This window comes from Microbacterium resistens, from assembly GCF_031456305.1.
Classification (GTDB): domain Bacteria; phylum Actinomycetota; class Actinomycetes; order Actinomycetales; family Microbacteriaceae; genus Microbacterium; species Microbacterium resistens_A.
In genome coordinates this window covers 1-21578 of record NZ_JAVDUM010000001.1, presented here as the reverse complement: position 1 = coordinate 21578, position 21578 = coordinate 1, and the positions used below count along the sequence as shown (strand labels likewise).

Genomic DNA, 21578 nt, shown 5'->3' with positions numbered 1-21578 from the left:
GAAGAGAAGATGCCGAAGCAGAAGACCCACTCGGGCAGCAAGAAGCGCTTCAAGATCACCGGCAGCGGCAAGATCAAGAAGCAGCAGGCCAACCTGCGTCACAACCTCGAGCACAAGTCGAGCCGTCGCACGCGCCGCCTGAACCAGGACCAGGTCATCTCCGGGAACGACCTCAAGGTCGTCAAGAAGCTCCTCGGCCGCTGACGCGCCCGAACGCACGATAGGAACACACCATGGCAAGAGTCAAGCGCGCCGTCAACGCGCAGAAGAAGCGTCGCGTCATCCTCGAACGCGCCTCGGGTTACCGCGGCCAGCGTTCGCGTCTCTACCGGAAGGCGAAGGAGCAGGTCACCCACTCGCTCGTCTACGCCTACCGCGACCGGCGCAAGCGCAAGGGCGACTTCCGTCGTCTGTGGATCCAGCGCATCAACGCCGCTGCCCGCCAGAACGGCATCACGTACAACCGCTTCATCCAGGGACTCGGCCTCGCCGGCGTCCAGGTGGACCGTCGCATGCTGGCCGAGCTCGCGGTCAACGAGCCGGCGACCTTCACCTCGCTCGTCGAGACGGCCAAGAAGGCTCTGCCTTCGGACGTCAACGCGCCGAAGTCGGCCGCCTGAGCCGTACCCGTCGTCCGGGGCGTCCTCCTTTCGGGAGGGCGCCCCGTCGTCGTCTCCGGAAGGGGCCCGGAAGTCCCTAGACTGTGAGTCGTGCTGGAGAACCCCCGATCCCCACGCGTCCGGGCCGTCGCGAAGCTCACCAAACGCAGTGCCCGCAGTGAGACAGGGCTCTTCCTGCTCGAAGGGCCCCAAGCGGTCCGCGAGGCGCTCTCCTATCGGCCGGACGCGATCGTCGAGCTCTTCGCGACGCCCACCGGCTGGGAGAAGCATCCCGACATCCGCGCAGCGGCCGAGGACGGCGGCGTCCGGGTGGAGTACGTCACCGAGTACGTGCTGAACGCCATGGCTGACACGGTCACCCCTCAGGGGCTGGTGGCGGTGGCGCAGCAGACCCCCACCTCCGTGCGGGAGATCTTCGCCGCGGGGCCGCGGCTGGTCGCGATCTGCGAGGAGGTGCGGGACCCGGGGAACCTCGGCACCATCATCCGCGCCGCGGACGCCGCGGGCGCCGACGCCGTCGTCCTGACCGGCCGCACCGTCGACCCCTACAACCCGAAGGTGGTCCGCGCCACCACCGGATCGCTGTTCCACCTCCCGATCTCGGTCGGCGGCGACCTCGCCGACGTCGTCGAGCGCGCGCACGGCGCGGGCATGCACGTCCTCGCGGCGGATGTGAAGGGCGCCGACCTGCTCGCGGCACGGGCGGAGGGACTCCTCGCGATGCCGACGGCGTGGCTGTTCGGCAATGAGGCGCGGGGTCTGGAGCCCTCCTCCCTGGAACTGGCGGATCGGGCGCTGAAGCTGCCGATCTTCGGCCGCGCGGAATCCCTGAACCTCGCGACCGCGGCGAGCGTCTGCCTCTACGAGAGCGCCTTCGCCCAGCGCGCGGGCGACGCCGTCTGATCGTTCCGGGGCGCCATCCGATCGTCGCCCGCCGGTCAATCACATCTCGGTAACAGCGTTCCCACCTGTCGCATATCGGCCGTTCCCACTCCTAGGTTGGGTGCATGGCACAAGACAGTGGACCGCTGGTCGTGGTGGAGAACGTCCAGAAGCACTATGGGGACTTCCAGGCACTCACCGACATCGACCTGACCGTCGAGAAGGGCGAGGTCGTCGTCATCATCGGCCCCTCCGGGTCGGGCAAGTCGACGCTCTGCCGCACGATCAACCGTCTGGAGACGATCACCAGCGGATCCATCCGCATCGACGGCAGGGAGCTGCCGGCGGAGGGCAAGGCGCTCGCCAACCTCCGCGCAGACGTCGGGATGGTCTTCCAGTCCTTCAACCTCTTCGCGCACCTGACGATCCTCGAGAACGTCACGCTCGGGCCGATCAAGGTCCGAGGACTGTCGAAGGCCGACGCCGAGAAGGAGGCCATGCAGCTGCTGGAGCGCGTGGGCGTCGGAAAGCAGGCGTCGAAGCTCCCCGCCCAGCTGTCCGGCGGGCAGCAGCAGCGCGTGGCGATCGCCCGGGCGCTCGCGATGCACCCGAAGGTCATGCTCTTCGACGAGCCGACCAGCGCCCTGGACCCCGAGATGATCAACGAGGTCCTCGACGTCATGGTCGAGCTCGCGGCCGAGGGGATGACGATGATCGTCGTCACCCACGAGATGGGGTTCGCGCGGAAGGCCGCCAACCGGGTGGTCTTCATGGCCGACGGCCACATCGTCGAAGAGGCCAAGCCCGAGGAGTTCTTCACCAATCCGAAGAGCGACAGGGCCAAGGACTTCCTCTCCAAGCTCCTCACCCACTGACGGTCCGTCCCCGCGGATCGCCTCCCCACCCATTCCGACAGCACGACCAGCCCCCCGTACGAGACCATTCGCACCCATTACCAAGGAGAACCACATGCGACGCACACGAGGACTCGCGGCGATCGGCATCGCCGCTGCGGCACTGCTGGCGCTGACCGCCTGCAACAGCGGAAGCCCGACCAGCCCCGGCGGCGAGGCCACCGGCGGAAGCGGCGGCGGCGACAAGCCGCTGTTCGAGGTCGCCAAGGACGTGAAGGTCGACGGCAGCCCGACCTTCGACCGCATCACCAAGAACGGCAAGATCACGATCGGCGTCAAGGAGGACCAGCCGAACCTGGGCTACCTCGACGTCACGACGAACCAGCGCACCGGCTTCGACGTCGACATCGCCCGGTGGATCGCCGCCTCGCTCGGCTACGACGAGAGCAAGATCACCTTCAAGCCCATCGCCTCGGCCAACCGCGAGCAGGCGATCGTGAACGGCGACATCGACTACTACGTCGGGACGTACTCGATCACCGACAAGCGCAAGGAGCAGATCGACTTCGCCGGTCCCTACTTCGTCACCGGTCAGGGCCTGCTGGTGGCCAAGGACAGCCCCATCAAGAGCGAGAAGGACCTGAACGAGAAGACCACGGTCTGCTCGGCGACCGGCTCGACGCCGATCCAGAACATCCGCACCAACTACCCGAACGTGCCGACCAAGGAGTTCGACCTCTACTCGGCCTGCGTCGAGGAGCTGCTCAACGGCGGCGTCCAGGCGGTCACCACGGACCAGGCGATCCTCATCGGCTACGCGGCGAAGGACCCGGACAACCTGAAGGTCGTGGGCGAGCCCTTCACCGTCGAGAAGTACGGCGTCGGCCTGGCCAAGGGCGACACCGCCCTCCGCACGCACATCAACGACCTCTTCACCAAGGGCGGCACGACCTGGAAGGCGATCTTCGACAAGAACCTCGGCTCGTCCGGCATCAAGGTCGAGCAGCCGGCGGTCGACGCGTACTGATCACCTCGTTCGGGGGCGGCCGTCCGGCCGCCCCCGAACTGACTGAACGGAAGGAGCTCCATGGGCGTCATCTTCGACAACATGGATCTCTGGGGCGTGGCGCTGAGGAACACTCTGATCCTCTTCGTCGCCGGCGGCCTGCTCGCCCTCGTCCTGGGCATCATCGTGGGCGCGATGCGCGTGTCCCCGGTGCCGATCGCTCGCGCGGTGGGCACCGTCTACGTCAACCTCATCCGGAACACCCCGCTCACCCTGGTGTTCTTCTTCTTCATCTTCGGATACCCGCAGCTCGGGCTCCCGAAGCTCGACACCACGGTGCTCGCGATCCTCGCCATCGGCATCTACTCCGCGACCTACGTCGCCGAGGTGCTCCGCGCGGGGATCAACACCGTCCCAGTCGGCCAGGCGGAGGCGGCGCGCGCGATCGGCCTGCCGTTCGGGCAGGTGATGACGCTGATCGTGCTGCCGCAGGCGTTCCGCTCGGTCGTCCCGCCCATGATGAGCGTCTTCATCGCGCTGCTGAAGAACACCACGGTCGCGGCGGGCTTCTCCGTGCTCGACCTCGGCGCGGTCCGCTCCTACCTCAGTGAGCGCGGGGAGAACGCCCTCGTCGTGCTGCTGTGGGTGGCCGTCATCTTCGTCGCACTGGTGCTGCTGCTCAGCTGGGCGCAGCGGGCGCTGGAGAACAAGTGGAGGATCGCGCGATGACTTCCGTGCTCTACGACGTCCCCGGCCCCCGGGCCATCCTGCGCAACCGCATCATCGGCGTGGCGACGGTGCTGCTCATCCTCGCGGCGCTCGGGTTCATCGGCTACCGGTTCTGGGAGAGCGGGCAGTTCGACGCCTCCCGATGGCACATCTTCACCTTCACCGCCGTGTGGACGCAGATCTTCACGGCGCTGGGGAACACGTTGGCCGCCTTCGCGCTGGCCGCGGTGCTCAGCATCGCGCTCGGCTTCCTCCTCGCGATCGGACGCCTCTCGGAGCACGGCTGGGTGCGGATACCGGTCACGGTGGTCACGGAGTTCTTCCGTGCGGTGCCGGTGCTCGTGCTCATGATGCTCCTCTTCTACGGGCTGCCCGTGGTTGGGATGAGGATCCCGCCGTACTGGGCGGTCGTCATCGCGCTCATGGTCTACAACGGCTCGGTGCTCGCAGAGGTCCTCAGGGCCGGCATCGAGTCCCTTCCCAAGGGGCAGAAGGAGGCGGGGTACGCGATCGGGCTCCGCAAGAGCGGTGTGATGACGCGGATCCTGCTCCCGCAGGCGATCAGGGCGATGCTGCCGGTGATCGTCGCCCAGCTCGTGGTCACGATGAAGGACACCGCCCTCGGGTTCATCATCACCTACCCCGAGCTGCTGTACTTCGCGAAGCTGCTGGGCTCCCAGCAGGGCAGGCCGATCCTGCAGTCCGCGATCGTGATCGGGAGCATCTACATCGTGATGTGCCTGATCCTCTCGGGCGTCGCGAAGTGGCTGGAGATCCGCACCCGTCGGTCGCCGAAGCTGAAGGCGATCATTGGCGACCCGACGGACGACCCGCGCACACACGAGGAGTCCACGAACACGCAGCTGATCGTTCAGCAAAGAGCAACGCGGAAGAACCGGTGAGCCCTGGCTGGGCGGCATCTCCGCCGGCCTGCCCGCGCTCTTGACCAGTCGGCCGTCCGCCCTTTGTCGGGGCGGGCGGCCGTCATCGTCTTATGCCGAGATCGAGGTCGGCGCGCCCGCCGGTAGACTCGGTTCTCGTGTCCGACAACCCTGCCATCACGCCCGAGGCGGTGGAATCGGCCGTGGCGGCAGCGCTCGCCGCGATCGCCGCCGCCGCCGACACCGCCGAGCTGAAAGCCGCGCGCGCCGCGCACGTCGCGGAGGGCTCGCCCCTCGCCGTGCTGAACGCCTCCATGCGCCAGGTGGCGCCCCAGGACAAGGCGGCGTTCGGGAAGCTCATCGGCCAGGGGAGGGGCAGCGTCACGCAGGCCCTCGCCGCCAAGGAGGCGGAGCTCGCCGAGGCGGAGACCGCGGCGCGGCTCGAGGCCGAGCGCGTGGACATCACCGCCGTCGCCTCCCGCGCGCGCGTCGGGGCCCGGCACCCGCTCGCGCTCATGCAGGAGCAGATCTCGGACATCTTCGTCGGCATGGGCTGGGAGATCGCGGAGGGGCCGGAGCTCGAGCACGAGTGGTTCAACTTCGACGCCCTGAACTTCGACGTCGACCACCCGGCGCGGCAGGAGCAGGACACGTTCTACGTGGACCCGCCCTCTCGCCACCTCGTGATGCGGACGCACACCAGCCCCGTGCAGGTGCGCTCGATGCTGGACCGCGAGGTGCCGATCTACATCCTCTGCCCCGGTCGCGTCTACCGCACCGACGAGTTCGATGCCACGCATCTTCCGGTCTTCACGCAGGTCGAGGGACTGGTCGTGGACAAGGGCATCACCATGGCGAACCTCAAGGGGACGCTCGACCACATCGCCAGGCAGCTCTTTGGAGCTGAGGCCAAGACCCGTTTCCGCACCAACTTCTTCCCCTTCACCGAGCCGTCCGCGGAGTTCGACCTGTGGCACCCGACCTTCAAGGGCGGGGCACGCTGGATCGAGTGGGGCGGCTGCGGCATGATCAACGCCAACGTGCTGCGGGCTGCGGGCATCGATCCCGAGGTCTACAGCGGCTTCGCGTTCGGCATGGGCGTCGAGCGGGCGCTGATGTTCCGCAGCGACGTGCAGGACATGCGGGACATGGCAGAGGGCGATATCCGGTTCAGCGAGCAGTTCGGGATGGTGGTGTGATGCGCGTCCCGCTTTCGTGGTTGCGTGAGTACGTCGAGGTCGGCACCGACACGACGCCGGCGGACGTGCTGGCGTCGCTCGTCGCCGTCGGGTTCGAGGAGGAGGACGTCCACCGCTTCGACATCGAGGGTCCCGTCGTCGTCGGGCGGGTGCTGTCCTTCGAGGAGGAGCCGCAGTCGAACGGCAAGACGATCCGGTGGTGCCAGGTCGACGTCGGCGAGGCCGAGCCGCGCGGCATCGTCTGCGGCGCGCACAACTTCGCGGTCGGCGACAAGGTCGTCGTGACCCTCCCCGGCGCGGTGCTGCCCGGCCCGTTCCCGATCGCCGCCCGCAAGACATACGGGCACGTCTCCGACGGCATGATCGCCTCGGCGCGCGAGCTCGGCCTCGGCGAGGAGCACGACGGCATCCTCGTCCTCTCCACCCTGGGCATCGACGCGCCGGAGGGCACGGACGCGATCGCGCTGCTGGGCCTCGACGACGTCGCGGTGGAGATCAACGTCACGCCCGACCGCGGCTACGCCTTCTCGATCCGCGGCGTCGCGCGGGAGTACGCGCACGCCACCGGCGCGGCCTTCCGCGATCCGGCCGATCGTGATTTCGCCGAGCTGCAGCCGGGATCCGGGTTCACCGCGGTCGTGGAGGACGGGAACCCGCTCCGCGGCCGGGCGGGCGCCAGCGAGTTCGTCACGCGCGTCGTCCGCGGCGTCGACCCGTCCCGGCCGACCCCGCCGTGGATGGTCGCTCGTCTGACGCTCGCCGGCATGCGCTCGCTGGGGGTGCTCATCGACATCACGAACTACGTGATGCTCGAGCTCGGCAACCCCGTGCACGGGTACGACCTCGACACGCTCACGGGCGGGATCACCGTTCGCCGGGCGCACGACGGCGAGACCATGACCACCCTCGACGGTCAGGAGCGGACCCTCCACTCCGAGGACCTCCTCATCACCGACGGATCGGGCCCGATCGGCCTCGCCGGCGTCATGGGCGGCGGCACCACCGAGATGAGCGGGACGACGCGGAACGTCCTCATCGAGGCGGCGACCTTCGACCCGGTGACCATCGCCCGGTCCGCCCGCAGGCACAAGCTGCCCAGCGAGGCGTCCAAGCGCTTCGAGCGGGGAGTGGATCCGCTCATCCCGTTCGCGGCGGCGCGTCGCGTCGCCGACCTCATGGTTCAGCTCGCGGGCGGGACCATGACGGACGAGGGCGGCGCCCTGTTCGCCGAGGTCTTCATCGAGGGGATCGACCTGCCCTCCGGCTTCGTGCAGGGGCTCATCGGCGTCGACTACACCGACGCCGAGGTCGTCGGCGCGCTGGAGACGATCGGCGCGGAGATCACCGAGACCGGGGAGGGGCGACAGGTCATCCCGCCGAGCTGGCGCCCGGACCTCACCGACAAGTGGACGCTCGCGGAGGAGGTCGCGCGCATCCACGGCCTCGACCGCATCCCGTCGGTCCTGCCGACCCCGCCGTCCGGCCGCGGGTACACCGTCCTCCAGCACGGACGGCGACGGGTCGCCGATGCGCTCGCGGCGGCGGGCTTCGTCGAGACGCCCTCCTTCCCGTTCACGACCCAGGAGCAGAACGACCTGCACGGCTCCGCGAGCGGCGGGCGCCTGCCCGGAATCCGGCTCGCGAACCCGCTCGACGGACAGGCGCCGTTCCTGCGCCGCTCGCTGGTCCCCGGGCTGCTGCAGATCGCGCACCGCAACATCGCGCGCGGCCTCGTGGACCTGGCCCTCTTCGAGACCGGGACCGTGTTCCTCCCCGAGGAGGGCAGGACGTACGGCACGGACGAGGTCCCGCCGCTCGGACAGCTGCCGTCGGACGAGACCATCGCCGCGCTGAACCAGGCGATCCCGCCGCAGCACCGCCATCTCGCCGCTCTCCTCACCGGCAACGTCACGCCGCGTCAGCCCGGTCGCCCTGCCGAGGCCGCAGGGCTCGCCGAGGCGCTGGACGCGCTGCGCGTCATCGGCGTGGGTGCAGGGATCGAGATCGAGATCGTCCAGGGGGAGCGCGCGGCGCTGCACCCCGGCCGGACCGGCGTCCTCCGGGCCGCCGGCGAGGATGTCGGCTACCTCGGCGAGCTGCACCCCTCGGTCGCGTCCGACGCAGACCTCCCCGGCCGCGCCGTGGTGCTGGAGCTGGACCTGGACCGCGTCCTGGAACTGGCCGGGCACCGCGTCGTCGCGGAGTCGCTCTCGACGTTCCCCGCGGCGACGCAGGACGTCTCGCTTGTCGTGCCCGCCGAGGTCCCGGCCGCGGACGTCCGTGCCGCGCTCCGCGAGGGCGCGGGCCCGCTGCTGGAGTCCGTCCGCCTCGTGGACGACTACCGCGGCGAAGGTCTGGACGATGGAGCCAAGAGCCTCAGCTTCGCGCTGCGCTTCCGCGCGCCGGATCGCACGCTCACGGCGGCGGAGGCGAGCGACGCGAAGCTCGCCGGCGTGTCCGTCGCCGCCGAACGGTTCGGCGCGGCCATCCGCGACTAGCCTCCTCACCGGAGAACGACGCGGAGCCACCGGAGGACGTAGCAGGAGGTCCTGCCCCAGGGGGCAGGACCTCCTGCTACGTCACCGGGACGGCCATTGCCACGACGGGCGCTCCAGCGGGAGCTGATCGCGGATCTGCGTTCCCGCGCCGCGAGAGAAGAGCTCCACGATCTCGCCGCCCGCGTCCTCCAGAGCGCGGCGCAGGCGCGGCGCGTGCGTGACCACGATCACCTGGGTCTTCGCCGCCGCCGCTCGCAGGAGCTCGCCGAGCGGGTCCAGCAGGCTCTCGTGGAGGCTCGCCTCCGGCTCGTTGACGACGATGAGCGGAGGAGGGACGGCGGGCAGGAGCGCAGCCGTCAGCAGCAGGAAGCGGAGGGTGCCGTCCGACAGCTCGGCGGCCGAGAGGGCGCGGAGGAGCCCCGGCTGGCGCAGGCGCAGCACGAACACCCCGTCGACGTCGTCGATCTCGACGCGCGACCCCGGGAAGGCGCGGTCGATGACGGCATCGGCCGCCGGGCCGGCCCCGGCGTCCCGCGTCGTCGCCCAGACGGCCGCGAGGTCGGCGCCGTCATCGCTCAGCCACGGCGTCCGCGTCCCGATCCGGGGGAGACGCGCCGGCGCGCCCTCGTCGGTGCGGAAGTGGTCGTAGAAGCGCCACCGGTCCATGCCGTGACGGAGCGCGACGAGCTCGGGTTGCGCACCGCCGTCCGCGAGATCGAGGAGCACGCTCTGGCCGGGGCCGAGCGACTGGCCGAGCGATCGCCAGTGGTCTTCGCGCACCCGCACCCCGGAGCGGTCCCGATCGACGACGAGCGTCGCCGGGCGCGCGACCGGACCGGTGAAGACCTGCTCCCGCTTGATCTCCGGATCCCGGGTGAACGGGCTGTCCGGACCTGCCTGCGGAAGGCCGAGGTCCATCAGATAGCCGAGACCGTCCCCGGCGAAGCCGAGCCGTACCGCGATCGGACGGGTGCGGCGGGTGCCCTGGGCGGGCACGCCCTCCTTCGGGTTCTCGGGCCCCGCCCAGAGCACCGAGCCGAGCCCGCCCTCGCGGGCGATCGCGCCGACCACCGTGCCGCGGCCCGCCGCGGCGAGCAGGCGCAGGGCGCGGTAGAGATTGGACTTGCCGCTGCCGTTCGCGCCGGTGATGACCGTGAGCGGGCCGAGCGGCATCACCAGGTCGACGAGAGAGCGGTATCCCGAGATCGCGAGTGTGGTCAGCATGCCGCCCATCGTCTCAGCAGGCGCGGACATCGCCGTTCGGACCGTGGCCGGGCGTTCTGCTCTCGGTGGATTCCCCTTCCGCGTGCGGGGCCGATGTGCTGGCATGAGCGGATGACGAACACACTGATCCTGGGCGGCACCGGCTGGCTCTCGGGCGAGATCGCGCGACGATGGCGGGACGGGGGCGCCGACGTCACGTGCCTCGCCCGAGGGGGCAGGCCCGCCCCGGAAGGCACGGCTCTCGTCGTGGGGGACCGCGACGCAGAGGACCCATACGGCATCCTGGCCTCGACGGACTGGGACGAGGTCGTGGACATCTCGTCGCGGGCGGACCATGTCCGCCGGGCGGTGGCCGCGCTCGGCGCGCGCGCCGGTCGGTGGACCTTCGTCTCCTCCCTCTCCGTCTACTCGGACGACGTCGCGACGGGGCAGGACGAGACCGCGCCGCTTCACCGGCCCGCGGGCACCGGGGACGTCTACGACTACGGCGCGGAGAAGGTCGCGGCCGAGGAGGCCGTGAGGACGCTCGGCGATCGGGCGCGGATCGTCCGGCCGGGTCTCGTCGTCGGCACGGGAGACCCGAGCGATCGCTTCGGCTACTGGGCTGCCGCCTTCGACCGCGCGGGGGACGACCCGGTCCTGGTGCCGGCGGCGCACGGACGATCGGCGCAGGTCATCGACCTCGGGGACCTCGCGGAGTTCATCGTCGGCGGGGAGGGGACCGGGACCGTGAACGCGATCGGCGACGCCCGGCCGCTCGCCGAGGTCCTGGAGCGGATCCGCGCCCTGTCCTCCCATCGCGGTGCGATCGTCGAGGTCCCCGACGAGGAGCTCCTCGCCCTCGGCGTCGCGCACTGGATGGGGGAGCGGTCGCTCCCGCTCTGGCTGCCCGCGGACATGCCCGGCTTCATGACCCGGTCCAACGTCGCATATCGTGCGGCGGGAGGGCGCCTGCGTCCGCTGGACGAGACCATTGGCGATGTGCTCGCCGACGAACGGCTGCGGGGTCTGGACCGTCCGCGCCGGGCTGGCCTGGACCGCGGAGCGGAGCGCGACGTCCTCTCGGCGCTGCGCTGCGCGGGCGACGCCCCCGCTCGATAGACTCGGCCGCAGTGACACGGGGTGCCGCGATGCGCGGCTGAGAGCACACCCGTCGAACCTGATCTAGTTCGTACTAGCGAAGGGATGTCGCGATGAGCGATCGTCTGCGCCCACCGTCCGCCGAGTCCGTGGCTGAGACCGCCGCGGATCTCCTGACCCGCGTGCGGGACGGCTCCCCCGTCACGCACTGCATCACCAACAGCGTGGTGACCTGGTACACCGCGAACGTCCTCCTCGCGATCGGGGCCGCCCCCGCGATGGTCGATATCGTCGGGGAGGCCCGTCTGTTCGCCGGCGTCGCGTCCGGCGTGCTGATCAACCTCGGGACGCCCTTGCCGGAGCAGCGCGCCGCGAGCATCGAGGCCGCGGACGGCGCGGTGTCCGCGGGGACGCCGTGGGTCCTCGATCCGGTGGCGATCGGGGTGCTCCCGGTCCGGACCGCGCTCGCCGCGGACCTCCTCGGACGTGGTCCGTCCGTCATCCGCGGCAACGCCTCGGAGATCCTCGCGCTCGCCGGGATCGGGCGGGGCGGCCGCGGCGTCGACGCGACGAGCAGCCCGGACGACGCGGCGGAGGCGGCCGCATCGCTCGCGATGAGGACCGGGGGAGCGGTCGCGGTGTCCGGGGAGGTCGACCTGCTCACCGACGGCGTTCACGTCGTGCGCATCGCGAACGGCGACCCGCTCCTCACCCGGATCACCGGCGGTGGCTGCGCGCTGGGCGCCGTCATGGCCGCGTTTCTCGGGGCGGCCCCCGCCGGATGCCCCCCGCTGCTCGCCGCCGCAGGGGCGACCCTCGCATACACGGTCGCCGCGGAGGACGCGGCGGCGGGATCCCCGGGGCCGGGGACGTTCGCCGTCCGACTGCTCGATGCACTCTCCGCCCTCGCGCCGGAGGACGTCGTCCGCCGTGCGCGGGTGCGGACCGGCGCGATCGAGGGAGCAGCACGATGACCCGCGCGATCGACCTGTCGCTGTACCTCGTCACGGATACCCGTCTGTGCGGTCGGCGAGGGGTGCCCGCGGTGGTGGACGCGGCGGTGTCGGGCGGCGCGCGCATCGTCCAGCTACGGGACAAGGACGCCACGGACGAGGAGTTCCTCGCCCTGCTCGTGGAGCTCGCCGCCGTCATCGACGGCCGTGCGCTGCTCGTCGTCGACGACCGTCTGGACGTCGTGGTCGAGGCCCGTCGGCGAGGAGCACGTGTGGACGGCGTACACCTCGGGCAGTCCGATGCCTCCGTCCTCCGCGCCAGGGAGCTGCTGGGTCCCGACGCGATCGTCGGGCTGACCGCGAACACCGCTGCGCATCTGGAGGCCGCCCGGGCGCTCCCGCCGGGCACGGTCGACTACCTGGGCGTCGGCGCGATCCATCCGACGACGACCAAGCCGGATCATCCGCCGGTCCTCGGCGTCGAGGGGTTCGCCGCGCTCGCTGCGGTGTCGCCACTGCCCTGCGTCGCCATCGGCGGGATCACGGAGGACGATGCGGCACCGCTCCGTCGTGCCGGGGCCGCGGGGCTCGCCGTCGTCTCGGCCCTGTGCGCCGCTGCCGACCCGCGCGCCGCGGCGACGCGCCTCGTGCGTGCCTGGCGGGACGCGCCGACACCCTCGCCGATCGCACCCCCGCCGATCGCGCCCTCGCCGATCGTGCCCTCGCCGATCACCGGCCCGCCGCGAGTTCTGAGCATCGCCGGCACCGATCCGTCGGGAGGCGCGGGCATCCAGGCCGACATCAAGTCGATCTCGGCGAACGGGGGCTACGCCATGACCGCGATCACCGCCCTCGTCGCGCAGAACACGCGCGGGGTGCGCGAGATCCACCGCCCTCCGTCGGACTTCCTGCGCGCCCAGCTCGACGCCGTGTCGGATGACATCGTCGTCGACGCGGTCAAGATCGGGATGCTCGCCGACACCGGCATCATCCGGGTGGTCCGCTCCTGGCTCGAGGAGCACCGTCCGCCGACGATCGTGCTCGACCCCGTCATGGTCGCGACCAGCGGCGACCGGCTCCTGGACGCCGAGGCGGAGGAGGCGCTGCGCGGACTGCTGCCGCTCGTCGACGTCGTGACGCCCAACCTGCCGGAGCTCGCGATGCTGGCGCAGGAGGAGGTCGCGGCGACCTGGGACGACGCGCTGGCGCAGGCGGTCAGGGTCGCCGGCCGCTCCGGGACCCTGGTGCTGGTGAAGGGCGGCCACCTCGACGGGGACGACGCCCCGGACGCGCTGGTCGAGCCGGGAGGAGGGATCAGCCTGTTCCCCGGCGAGCGGATCCGGACGCGATCCACCCACGGCACCGGGTGCTCGCTGTCCTCCGCCCTCGCGACCCGGCGCGCCCGCGGCGCCGCCTGGCCGGACGCCGTGGCCGAGTCGCGCGCGTGGCTCCGGGAGTCGATCATCGCGGGCTCCACGCTCGGAGTCGGCGGCGGGCACGGACCCGTCCATCACTTCGCCGGGCTCTGGAGCCGGGGAGGGCTGGAGACGCGTCCGACGGCGGACGCGGTCGCCGCCGACTGGTGGGACCGGATCGCGAGGGTCCGCGCCGGGATCGATGGCCTTCCCTTCATCCGGGCCCTCGCCGACGGCGATCTGCCGCGTTCCGCTTTCCTGTTCTACCTGGAGCAGGACGCGCTCTACCTGCGCGAGTACGCGCGCACCCTCGCCGAGGCCGCGCGCACGGCGCCGACGTCCGCACAGCAGGCGTTCTGGGCCGGCGCCGCACGCGACGCGATCGCGGGGGAGCTGGAGCTGCACGCCTCCTGGCTCGGCACCGCGGCCTACGCAGACTCGGACGGGGCGGGCTCGTCCGGCGCGGAGGCGTTCGGGGCGGAGCCGGCTCCCGCGACCGTCGCCTACCTCGACCATCTGCGCTCCGCGGCCTTCTCGGGCGAGCACGGCGTGCTCATCGCCGCCCTCCTGCCCTGCTTCTGGCTCTACGCCGACCTCGGCGCGCGCCTGCACGGCGGCGCCTTCGGCACGAGACCGCAGGACCCCGACCACCCCTACGCCTCCTGGCTCGCGACCTACGCCGACCCCGGGTTCGAGGAGGCGAACCGGCGTGCGATCGGGTTCGTCGCGGAGACCGCGGCCGGCGCCGATCCGCGGACGAGGGAGCGGATGCGGCTCGCGTTCGAGAGGTCGGTCGTCTACGAGCGGGCGTTCTTCGCAGCCCCGATGCCGAACCCGATGCCAGCCCCGATGCCAGACCCGATGCCGGCCCCGATTCTGGTGCCGGGTGTGACGCCGGCGGGCGGTGATCGGCGACGCTGAGGAGGGTGGAGGGCGGGCCGGGCGCTGCTCCGTGACGGCAGGATTTGCGCCGTCGCGGAGCGGCGCGCTATCGTCGCGACATGCTTCCGGCCGCGCACGTCACCGCCACGCTCTTCCCGAGCGTCGCTCCGGTGCGCCGGCGCCGGACCCGTCGAGGCGACCGCCGACTCTAGGCGACCCCGCGCTCTCGTCCCGATCCTTCGGCGACGGTCGAGCCCCGGTGTCGCCGCCCCGGCCCCATCGACCCCGACCGTTAAGGTAGAAGCATGACGTACTCCGTCGCCGTCTCCGGCGCATCCGGCTATGCGGGCGGCGAGATCCTCCGCCTCCTCGCGGGCCATCCCGACATCGAGATCCGCACCGTCACCGCCCACTCGAACGCCGGCCAGCCGCTCGTCGAGCACCAGCCCCACCTGCGCTCCCTCGCGCACCTCACGCTCCAGGACACCACGGCCGAGGTCCTCGCCGGACACGACGTCGTCGTCCTCGCGTTGCCGCACGGGCAGTCCGGCCAGTACACCGAGGCCCTGGCCGACGCGCCGCTCGTGATCGATGCCGGCGCCGACCACCGTCTCTCCTCGCGGGAAGCCTGGGACGCCTTCTACGGCGGTGCCTTCCACGACCCGTGGACGTATGGCGTCCCGGAGCTCACCTCCAACGGGGTGAAGCTGCGCGAGAGCCTGCGCACAGCGACCAGGATCGCGGCCCCCGGGTGCAATGCGTCCACCGTGAGCCTGAGCCTCGCGCCGGGCGTCGCCGCCGGGGTCATCGACCCGTCCGACATCGTCAGCGTCCTCGCGGTCGGCCCGTCCGGCGCCGGCAAGAGCCTGAGGACGAACCTGCTGGCCAGCGAGATCCTCGGCTCGGCCGCGCCCTACGCCGTGGGCGGCACCCACCGGCACATCCCCGAGATCCGGCAGGCGCTCGCCGCGGCGGCGGGAAGCGACGGATCCGGGATCCGGATCTCGTTCACGCCCGTCCTCGTGCCCATGGCGCGCGGCATCCTCGCCACCTCGACCGCGCCCATCGTCCCCGGCGTCTCCGACGCCGAGATCCGCGCGGCCTGGGAACAGGCCTACGGCGACGAGACGTTCGTGCAGCTGCTCCCCGAGGGGCAGTTCCCCCGCACGGCCGACGTCCTCGGCGCGAACACCGCGCTGCTCGGCCTCGCGATCGACCGCGCGGCGAACCGCGTCACGGTGGTGGCCGCGACCGACAACCTCGTCAAGGGGACGGCGGGGGCCGCCGTCCAGTCCATGAACATCGCGCTCGGCCTCCCCGAGGAGACGGCGCTGACCACGAACGGAGTCGCCCCGTGAGCGTCACCGCACCCCTGGGATTCGAGGCGGCCGGCGTCGCCGCCGGCCTCAAGAGCACCGGCAGCCCCGATGTCGCCGTCGTCGTCAACCGCGGACCGCGCAAAGCCGGGGCGGCGGTGTTCACGAGCAACCGCGCCAAGGCCAATCCGATCCTCTGGTCCCAGGAGGCCGTGAAGGACGGCGTGATCGAGGCGGTCGTGCTCAACTCCGGCGGGGCGAACTGCTTCACCGGGAGCTTCGGCTTCCAGACCAGCCACCTCACCGCCGAGAAGGCCGCGGAGCTCCTGGGCGTGAGCGCGGGCGACGTCGTCGTCTGCTCGACCGGGCTCATCGGCACCGGCGACGAGGAGTTCCGCCGCAAGGTGCTCACGGGCGTCGAGGCCGGTGTCTCCGTCCTGAGCCGGGACGGCGGACAGGCCGCCGCCGAGGCGATCATGACGACGGACACGATGGCGAAGACGGCCGTCGTCTCCCGGGACGGCTGGACGATCGGCGGGATGGCGAAGGGCGCGGGGATGCTGGCCCCTGGCCTTGCCACGATGCTCGTCGTGATCACCACGGACGCGGACCTCGACGCCGCCGAGGCCGACGCCGCGCTCCGCGGTGCGACGGCACGGACCTTCGACCGCGTCGACTCGGACGGGTGCATGTCCACGAACGACCAGGTCACGCTCCTCGCGAGCGGCGCATCGGGCATCCGCCCCGATCCGGCGGTCTTCGCCGAGGCGCTTGCGGAGCTCAGCGGCGTGCTCGCCAAGAAGCTCCAGCAGGACGCCGAGGGGGCGAGCCACGAGATCACGATCGAGGTGACGAACGCGGCGACCGAGGCCGAGGCCGTCGAGGTCGGCCGTTCGGTGGCCCGCAACAACCTGTTCAAGGCGGCGATCTTCGGGAACGACCCGAACTGGGGCCGGGTGCTCGCCGCGATCGGCACCACGAGCGCGCAGTTCGATCCCTACGCGGTGGACGTCTGGATGAACGGCGTCCGCGTCTGCGCGGCCGGCGGCCCCGACCGCCCCCGTGAGGAGGTCGATCTGACGCCCCGTGCGACGGACCTGCTCATCGACCTGAAGGCGGGATCCGCCACGGCGACCATCCTGACCAACGACCTCACCCACGACTACGTCCACGAGAACAGCGCCTACTCCTCATGACAGATCTCCAAGACACCGCGCCGGACGTCGCCGCAGAGAAGGCCGCGACGCTCATCGAGTCCCTGCCCTGGCTAAAGAGGTTCCGGGACCAGATCGTCGTCGTCAAGTACGGCGGCAACGCGATGATCAGCGACGAGCTGCAGGACGCGTTCGCCCAGGACATCGCCTACCTGCGCTACGTGGGCGTCCAGCCCGTGGTCGTGCACGGCGGGGGCCCCCAGATCTCGCACATGCTCGACCGCCTCGCGATCCCGAGCGAGTTCAAGGGCGGTTACCGCGTCACCTCGACCGAGGCGATCAGCGTCGTGCGCATGGTGCTGACGGGGCACATCAACCCCCAGCTGGTGGCCAAGATCAACAGCCACGGGCCGATCGCGACCGGCCTCAGCGGGGAGGACGCCGGGCTCTTCGGCGGCCGCCGCCGCGGGATCCTCGTCGACGGCGAGGAGGTGGACCTCGGCCGGGTCGGCGACGTGGTCCAGGTCGACCCGACGCCGGTGCTCGACCATCTCGCGGCCGGTCGCATCCCGGTCGTCTCCAGCATCGCCCCGGATCTGGACCACCCCGGCCAGTCCCTGAACGTCAACGCCGACGCCGCGGCCTCCGCGCTCGCGACCGCGCTCGGCGCGGTCAAGCTCGTGATCCTCACCGACGTCGCGGGGCTCTACGCGGACTGGCCGAACCGGGACTCGCTCGTCTCGCACATCACCACGTCGGAGCTCGCCGAGATGCTCCCCTCGCTGGAGTCGGGCATGATCCCGAAGATGAGGGCGTGCCTGGAAGCGGTCGAGGGCGGGGTCACGGCCGCGGCGATCATCGACGGCCGCGTGCCGCACTCGGTGCTCGTCGAGCTCTTCACCAGCAAGGGGATCGGGACCGAAGTGGTCGCAGACGGAAAGGCGGACGCCGAATGAGCGCCTGGCAGGAAGACGCATCGCGCGATCTGATGAGTCTGGGAGGGCGCCTCGCGCTCCTGGTCCGCGGCGAGGGGTCATCCGTGTGGGACGCGGACGGGCGTCGATACCTCGACTTCCTCGGCGGCATCGCGGTGAACTGCCTCGGGCATGCGCACCCGGTCTTCGTGGAGGCGGTGTCCCGTCAGGCGGCGACGCTCTCGCACGTGTCCAACTACTTCGCCTCCCCGGGCCAGCTGGAGCTCGCCGCGCGTCTCAAGCGCCTCGCCGGGACGGGGGACGAGGGGCGGGTCTTCCTCACGAACTCCGGCACCGAGGCCAACGAGATGGCGATCAAGCTCGCCCGGCTGCACGGCAACAGGTCGGGACGCACGACCATCCTCGTGCTGGACGGCGCCTTCCATGGCCGCACGATGGGCACGCTCTCGCTGACCCCCAAGGCCGCCTATCGCGATCCCTTCGAGCCTGCGCTCCCCGGGATCCGTACGGTCGAGCGGACGATCGCGTCGCTGGAGGCGTCCTTCGACGACACGGTCGCGGCGATCGTCATCGAGCCGATCCAGGGCGAGGCCGGCGTCGTCGAGCTCCCCGAGGGGTTCCTCGCCCGTGCGCGCGACCTCGCGACCGAGCACGACGCGCTGCTGATCCTCGACGAGGTGCAGACCGGATCCGGACGCACGGGGGAGTGGTTCGCCTTCCAGCGCGAGGGGATCGTCCCCGACGCGATCACGCTCGCCAAGAGCATCGGCGCCGGGTTCCCGCTGGGAGCGATGATCACCTTCGGCGCGGCGAGCGGGCTCTTCTACCCCGGGACGCACAACTCCACGTTCGGCGGGAACCCCCTCGCGAGCGCCGTCGCGAACGCGGTCCTCGGCCACATCGAGGAGGAGGGCCTCCTCGCGAACGTCGTCGCCCGCGGCGCTCAGCTGCGCGAGGGGATCGCCACGCTGCCGCTGGTCACCGGCACCCGCGGCGCGGGGCTCCTGATCGGGGTCACGCTGTCGCATCCGGTCGCCGGCGCCGTCCGCGAGGCCGCGCAGGAGCGCGGGCTGATCGTGAACGCGCCCACCGACGACGTCATCCGCATCGCTCCGGCCTTCACGATCGGCGATGCCGAGACGGCGGAGTTCCTCGACCTCTTCGGCGCCGCCCTCGCGGCGGTCGCCGAGACCGTCCCCAGCACCACGGAGATCCCCGCATGACCCGCCACCTGCTTCGCGACGACGATCTGAGCCCGGCCGAGCAGTCCGAGATCCTCGACCTCGCGATCGAGCTGAAGAAGGACCGCTTCGCCAGCAAGGCGCTCGCCGGCCCCCAGACGGTCGCGGTGATCTTCGACAAGTCCTCGACGCGGACCCGCGTCTCGTTCGCGGTCGGCATCGCCGACCTCGGCGGCTCGCCCCTGATCATCTCCACCGCGAACAGCCAGCTGGGCGGCAAGGAGACCCCCTCCGACACGGCCAGGGTGCTGGAGCGCCAGGTCGCCGCGATCGTGTGGCGCACCTACGCGCAGGCGGGGCTCGAGGAGATGGCGGCGGGCACCCGCGTCCCGGTGGTCAACGCGCTGTCCGACGACTTCCACCCCTGCCAGCTGCTCGCGGACCTCCTGACGATCCGCGAGCACAAGGGGGACCTCGCCGGCCTCACCCTCTCCTTCTTCGGGGACGGGCGCAGCAACATGGCCCACTCCTACGTCCTCGCCGGCGTCACGGCCGGGATGCACGTCCGCGTCGCCTCTCCCGCGGCCTACGCGCCGCGCGCCGACGTGATCGCCGACGCGCGCCGCCGCGCCGCCGAGACCGGCGGCTCCATCACGCTCCTGACCGACCCGGAGGAGGCGGCGGTCGGCGCCGACGTCGTCGTCACCGACACCTGGGTGTCGATGGGCAAGGAGGAGGAGAAGATCGAGCGCCTCCGAGACCTCGGCGGGCACAAGGTGACCACCGAGACGATGCGGCTGGCCGATCCGGAGGCGATCTTCATCCACTGCCTCCCCGCGGATCGCGGCTACGAGGTCGACTCCGAGGTGATCGACGGCCCGCAGAGCGTCGTGTGGGACGAGGCGGAGAACCGGCTCCATGCGCAGAAGGCGCTGCTGGTGTGGCTCCTCGGGAAGCAGGACGAGGCATGAGCGGCGACGGCACGGGCGGCGCGACCAACGAGGGCGCCCTCTGGGGCGCACGCTTCGCAGGCGGGCCGAGCCCGGAGCTGGTGGAGTTGAGCCGCTCCACGCACTTCGACTGGGTGCTCGCCCCCTACGACATCGCGGGATCCCACGCGCACGCCGTCGCGCTCGCCGCGGCGGGGTACCTGGAGCCGGAGGAGGAGCGGCGGATGCACGAGGGCCTGGACGCCCTCGCCGGGGCGATAGCCGACGGGAGCCTGCTCCCCGATCCCTCGGACGAGGACGTGCACGGCGCGCTCGAGGCCGCCCTCATCCGTGAGGTGGGTGCCGACCTCGGCGGGCGCCTCCGCGCCGGCCGGAGCCGCAACGACCAGATCGCGACGCTCGTCCGGATGTATCTCATCGACCACGCCAGGGTGATCGCCCACGATCTGCTGCGGCTGGTTGACGCGCTCGTCGCCCAGGCCGAGGCGCATCCCGGGGCCATCCTCCCCGGGCGCACCCATCTGCAGCACGCACAGCCGGTGCTCCTCGCCCATCACCTGCAGGCCCATGCGTGGCCACTGGTCCGCGATCTGGAGCGGCTGGTCGACTGGCGGGTCAGGGCAGGGGTCTCTCCATACGGCGGCGGTGCGCTGGCCGGTTCCACACTGGGCCTTGACCCCGCGCTCGTCGCGCGCGAGCTGGGGCTCGACCGTCCCGCGGAGAACTCGCTCGACGGGACGGCCTCCCGTGACGTCGTGGCGGAGTTCGCCTTCATCACGGCGATGATCGGGGTGAACCTCTCGCGCCTGTCGGAGGAGATCATCCTCTGGAACACGCGCGAGTTCGGCTTCGTGACGCTCGACGACGGCTACTCGACCGGGTCGAGCATCATGCCGCAGAAGAAGAACCCGGACATCGCCGAGCTTGCCCGGGGCAAGTCGGGGCGCTTGATCGGCAACCTCTCCGGCCTTCTCGCGACGCTCAAGGGGCTTCCCCTGGCGTACAACCGGGACCTCCAGGAGGACAAGGAGCCGGTCTTCGACTCCGTGCGGACGCTCGAGGTGGTCCTTCCGGCCTTCACCGGCATGGTGGCGACGCTGAGGTTCGACGTCGACCGCATGGCGGAGCTGGCGCCCCAGGGGTTCTCGCTCGCGACGGACGTCGCGGAGTGGCTCGTGAAGAACCGCGTCCCGTTCCGCGAGGCGCATGAGATCTCCGGAGCGCTCGTGCGCGCGTGCGAGGAGCGGGGAATCGGACTCGAGGACGCCTCGGACGAGCTGCTCGCCGAGGTCTCCGCGCACCTGCGCCCCGCCGTCCGCGAGGTGCTGTCGATCGAGGGATCGGTGGCGAGCCGCGACGGCGTCGGCGGCACCGCGCCGATCCGCGTGGGGGAGCAGCGCTCCGAGCTCGTCGCCCGCGCGCAGGCCGCAGCACACGCCCTCGGGCTGTGAGGGCGCCCTCCGACACGCCCGGGATCCGGCCCCGATTTGCCGGACCCCGGGGATCCGCGTAAGTTATTACTTGTTCGCCCCAAAGGGTCGAGCGAGAGGCCGAAAGGCCCAGCTCCCCTCAAGCAGTGAACACATCCCGATCCTGAATCAAGAGCTTCCCTCGTGGGAGCCGATGAGGTAGGATGGGAGACTCACTCCTCAGTTTCACCTCCGGGTGCGAGCAGGAGTGGGAGAGACGTTGCCCCATTTGTGAAGCCTCGCGGCTGAGCTGTGGGAGCATCCGATCCTTGAGAACTCAACAGCGTGCACTTGTCAAATGCCAAATTATCCTCGTCCACTGACTTTTTGTTGGTGGTTGAGAATTCCTT

19 protein-coding genes and 1 riboswitch are annotated in these 21578 nt (G+C 71.2%); of the genes, 18 read left to right on the top strand and 1 reads right to left on the bottom strand.

Features of this window, described 5'->3' with window-relative positions; translation table 11 throughout:
* The first annotated feature begins 9 nt into the window (after positions 1–9).
* The 9 genes from rpmI (at position 10) to pheT (ending at position 8669) form a co-directional block, all read left to right on the top strand.
* A complete protein-coding gene (gene rpmI / locus J2Y69_RS00095; RefSeq protein ID WP_310016437.1) occupies positions 10–204 on the top strand; it encodes a 50S ribosomal protein L35 in 195 nt (64 codons plus the stop codon).
* A gap of 29 nt (positions 205–233) precedes the next feature.
* The gene (gene rplT / locus J2Y69_RS00090) at positions 234–620 is read left to right on the top strand and encodes a 50S ribosomal protein L20 (protein ID WP_310016436.1); all 387 of its coding nucleotides are present in this window, start codon (positions 234–236) and stop codon (positions 618–620) included.
* A 90-nt stretch (positions 621–710) separates the two neighbouring features.
* A complete protein-coding gene (locus tag J2Y69_RS00085; RefSeq protein ID WP_310016433.1) occupies positions 711–1523 on the top strand; it encodes a TrmH family RNA methyltransferase in 813 nt (270 codons plus the stop codon).
* 104 nt (positions 1524–1627) lie between these two features.
* Positions 1628–2377, top strand: a complete 750-nt coding sequence (locus J2Y69_RS00080; protein ID WP_396653005.1) for an amino acid ABC transporter ATP-binding protein — start codon at positions 1628–1630, stop codon at positions 2375–2377.
* 94 nt (positions 2378–2471) lie between these two features.
* Positions 2472–3383, top strand: a complete 912-nt coding sequence (locus tag J2Y69_RS00075) for a glutamate ABC transporter substrate-binding protein (protein WP_310016431.1) — start codon at positions 2472–2474, stop codon at positions 3381–3383.
* 60 nt (positions 3384–3443) lie between these two features.
* Positions 3444–4091: an amino acid ABC transporter permease gene (locus J2Y69_RS00070; protein ID WP_310016429.1), complete on the top strand. Its 648-nt coding sequence runs from the start codon at positions 3444–3446 to the stop codon at positions 4089–4091.
* A complete protein-coding gene (locus J2Y69_RS00065) occupies positions 4088–4993 on the top strand; it encodes an amino acid ABC transporter permease (protein WP_310016427.1) in 906 nt (301 codons plus the stop codon). The genes J2Y69_RS00070 and J2Y69_RS00065 overlap by 4 nt, the downstream gene beginning before the upstream one ends.
* Before the next feature lie 137 nt (positions 4994–5130).
* Positions 5131–6171 carry a phenylalanine--tRNA ligase subunit alpha gene (pheS, locus tag J2Y69_RS00060; RefSeq protein ID WP_310016425.1) on the top strand — a complete coding sequence of 347 codons (1041 nt, stop codon included), beginning with the start codon at positions 5131–5133 and terminating at the stop codon, positions 6169–6171.
* Positions 6171–8669, top strand: a complete 2499-nt coding sequence (gene pheT, locus J2Y69_RS00055; protein ID WP_310016423.1) for a phenylalanine--tRNA ligase subunit beta — start codon at positions 6171–6173, stop codon at positions 8667–8669. The genes pheS and pheT overlap by 1 nt, the downstream gene beginning before the upstream one ends.
* 81 nt (positions 8670–8750) lie before the next feature.
* Here the strand turns inward: pheT and J2Y69_RS00050 are convergent, their stop codons facing one another.
* On the bottom strand, positions 8751–9893 hold the full coding sequence (locus tag J2Y69_RS00050) for an AAA family ATPase (RefSeq protein ID WP_310016421.1): 1143 nt from the start codon (positions 9891–9893) through the stop codon (positions 8751–8753).
* Between the two features lie 111 nt (positions 9894–10004).
* Between J2Y69_RS00050 and J2Y69_RS00045 the strand changes: the two genes are divergently transcribed.
* The 9 genes from J2Y69_RS00045 (at position 10005) to argH (ending at position 21210) form a co-directional block, all read left to right on the top strand.
* Positions 10005–10994, top strand: coding sequence for an NAD-dependent epimerase/dehydratase family protein (locus tag J2Y69_RS00045; RefSeq protein WP_310016418.1), 990 nt, complete (start codon positions 10005–10007; stop codon positions 10992–10994).
* 7 nt (positions 10995–11001) lie between these two features.
* Positions 11002–11096, top strand: a riboswitch (TPP riboswitch).
* Entirely contained in the window at positions 11087–11947 is an 861-nt protein-coding gene (thiM, locus tag J2Y69_RS00040; protein ID WP_310016417.1) for a hydroxyethylthiazole kinase, read from the top strand. It overlaps the preceding riboswitch by 10 nt.
* A complete protein-coding gene (locus J2Y69_RS00035) occupies positions 11944–14262 on the top strand; it encodes a bifunctional hydroxymethylpyrimidine kinase/phosphomethylpyrimidine kinase (RefSeq protein ID WP_310016415.1) in 2319 nt (772 codons plus the stop codon). The genes thiM and J2Y69_RS00035 overlap by 4 nt, the downstream gene beginning before the upstream one ends.
* A 266-nt stretch (positions 14263–14528) precedes the next feature.
* Positions 14529–15581 carry an N-acetyl-gamma-glutamyl-phosphate reductase gene (gene argC, locus J2Y69_RS00030; protein WP_310016414.1) on the top strand — a complete coding sequence of 351 codons (1053 nt, stop codon included), beginning with the start codon at positions 14529–14531 and terminating at the stop codon, positions 15579–15581.
* Positions 15578–16735: a bifunctional glutamate N-acetyltransferase/amino-acid acetyltransferase ArgJ gene (gene argJ / locus J2Y69_RS00025; RefSeq protein ID WP_310016412.1), complete on the top strand. Its 1158-nt coding sequence runs from the start codon at positions 15578–15580 to the stop codon at positions 16733–16735. The genes argC and argJ overlap by 4 nt, the downstream gene beginning before the upstream one ends.
* Positions 16732–17649 carry an acetylglutamate kinase gene (gene argB, locus J2Y69_RS00020; protein ID WP_310016411.1) on the top strand — a complete coding sequence of 306 codons (918 nt, stop codon included), beginning with the start codon at positions 16732–16734 and terminating at the stop codon, positions 17647–17649. Before argJ ends, argB begins: the two co-directional genes overlap by 4 nt.
* A complete protein-coding gene (locus J2Y69_RS00015; RefSeq protein ID WP_310016409.1) occupies positions 17646–18851 on the top strand; it encodes an acetylornithine transaminase in 1206 nt (401 codons plus the stop codon). The genes argB and J2Y69_RS00015 overlap by 4 nt, the downstream gene beginning before the upstream one ends.
* Positions 18848–19780 carry an ornithine carbamoyltransferase gene (gene argF, locus J2Y69_RS00010; RefSeq protein WP_310016407.1) on the top strand — a complete coding sequence of 311 codons (933 nt, stop codon included), beginning with the start codon at positions 18848–18850 and terminating at the stop codon, positions 19778–19780. The genes J2Y69_RS00015 and argF overlap by 4 nt, the downstream gene beginning before the upstream one ends.
* Complete coding sequence (argH, locus tag J2Y69_RS00005; protein ID WP_310016405.1) at positions 19777–21210, top strand: argininosuccinate lyase; 1434 nt, start codon at positions 19777–19779, stop codon at positions 21208–21210. Before argF ends, argH begins: the two co-directional genes overlap by 4 nt.
* Positions 21211–21578 lie beyond the last annotated feature (368 nt).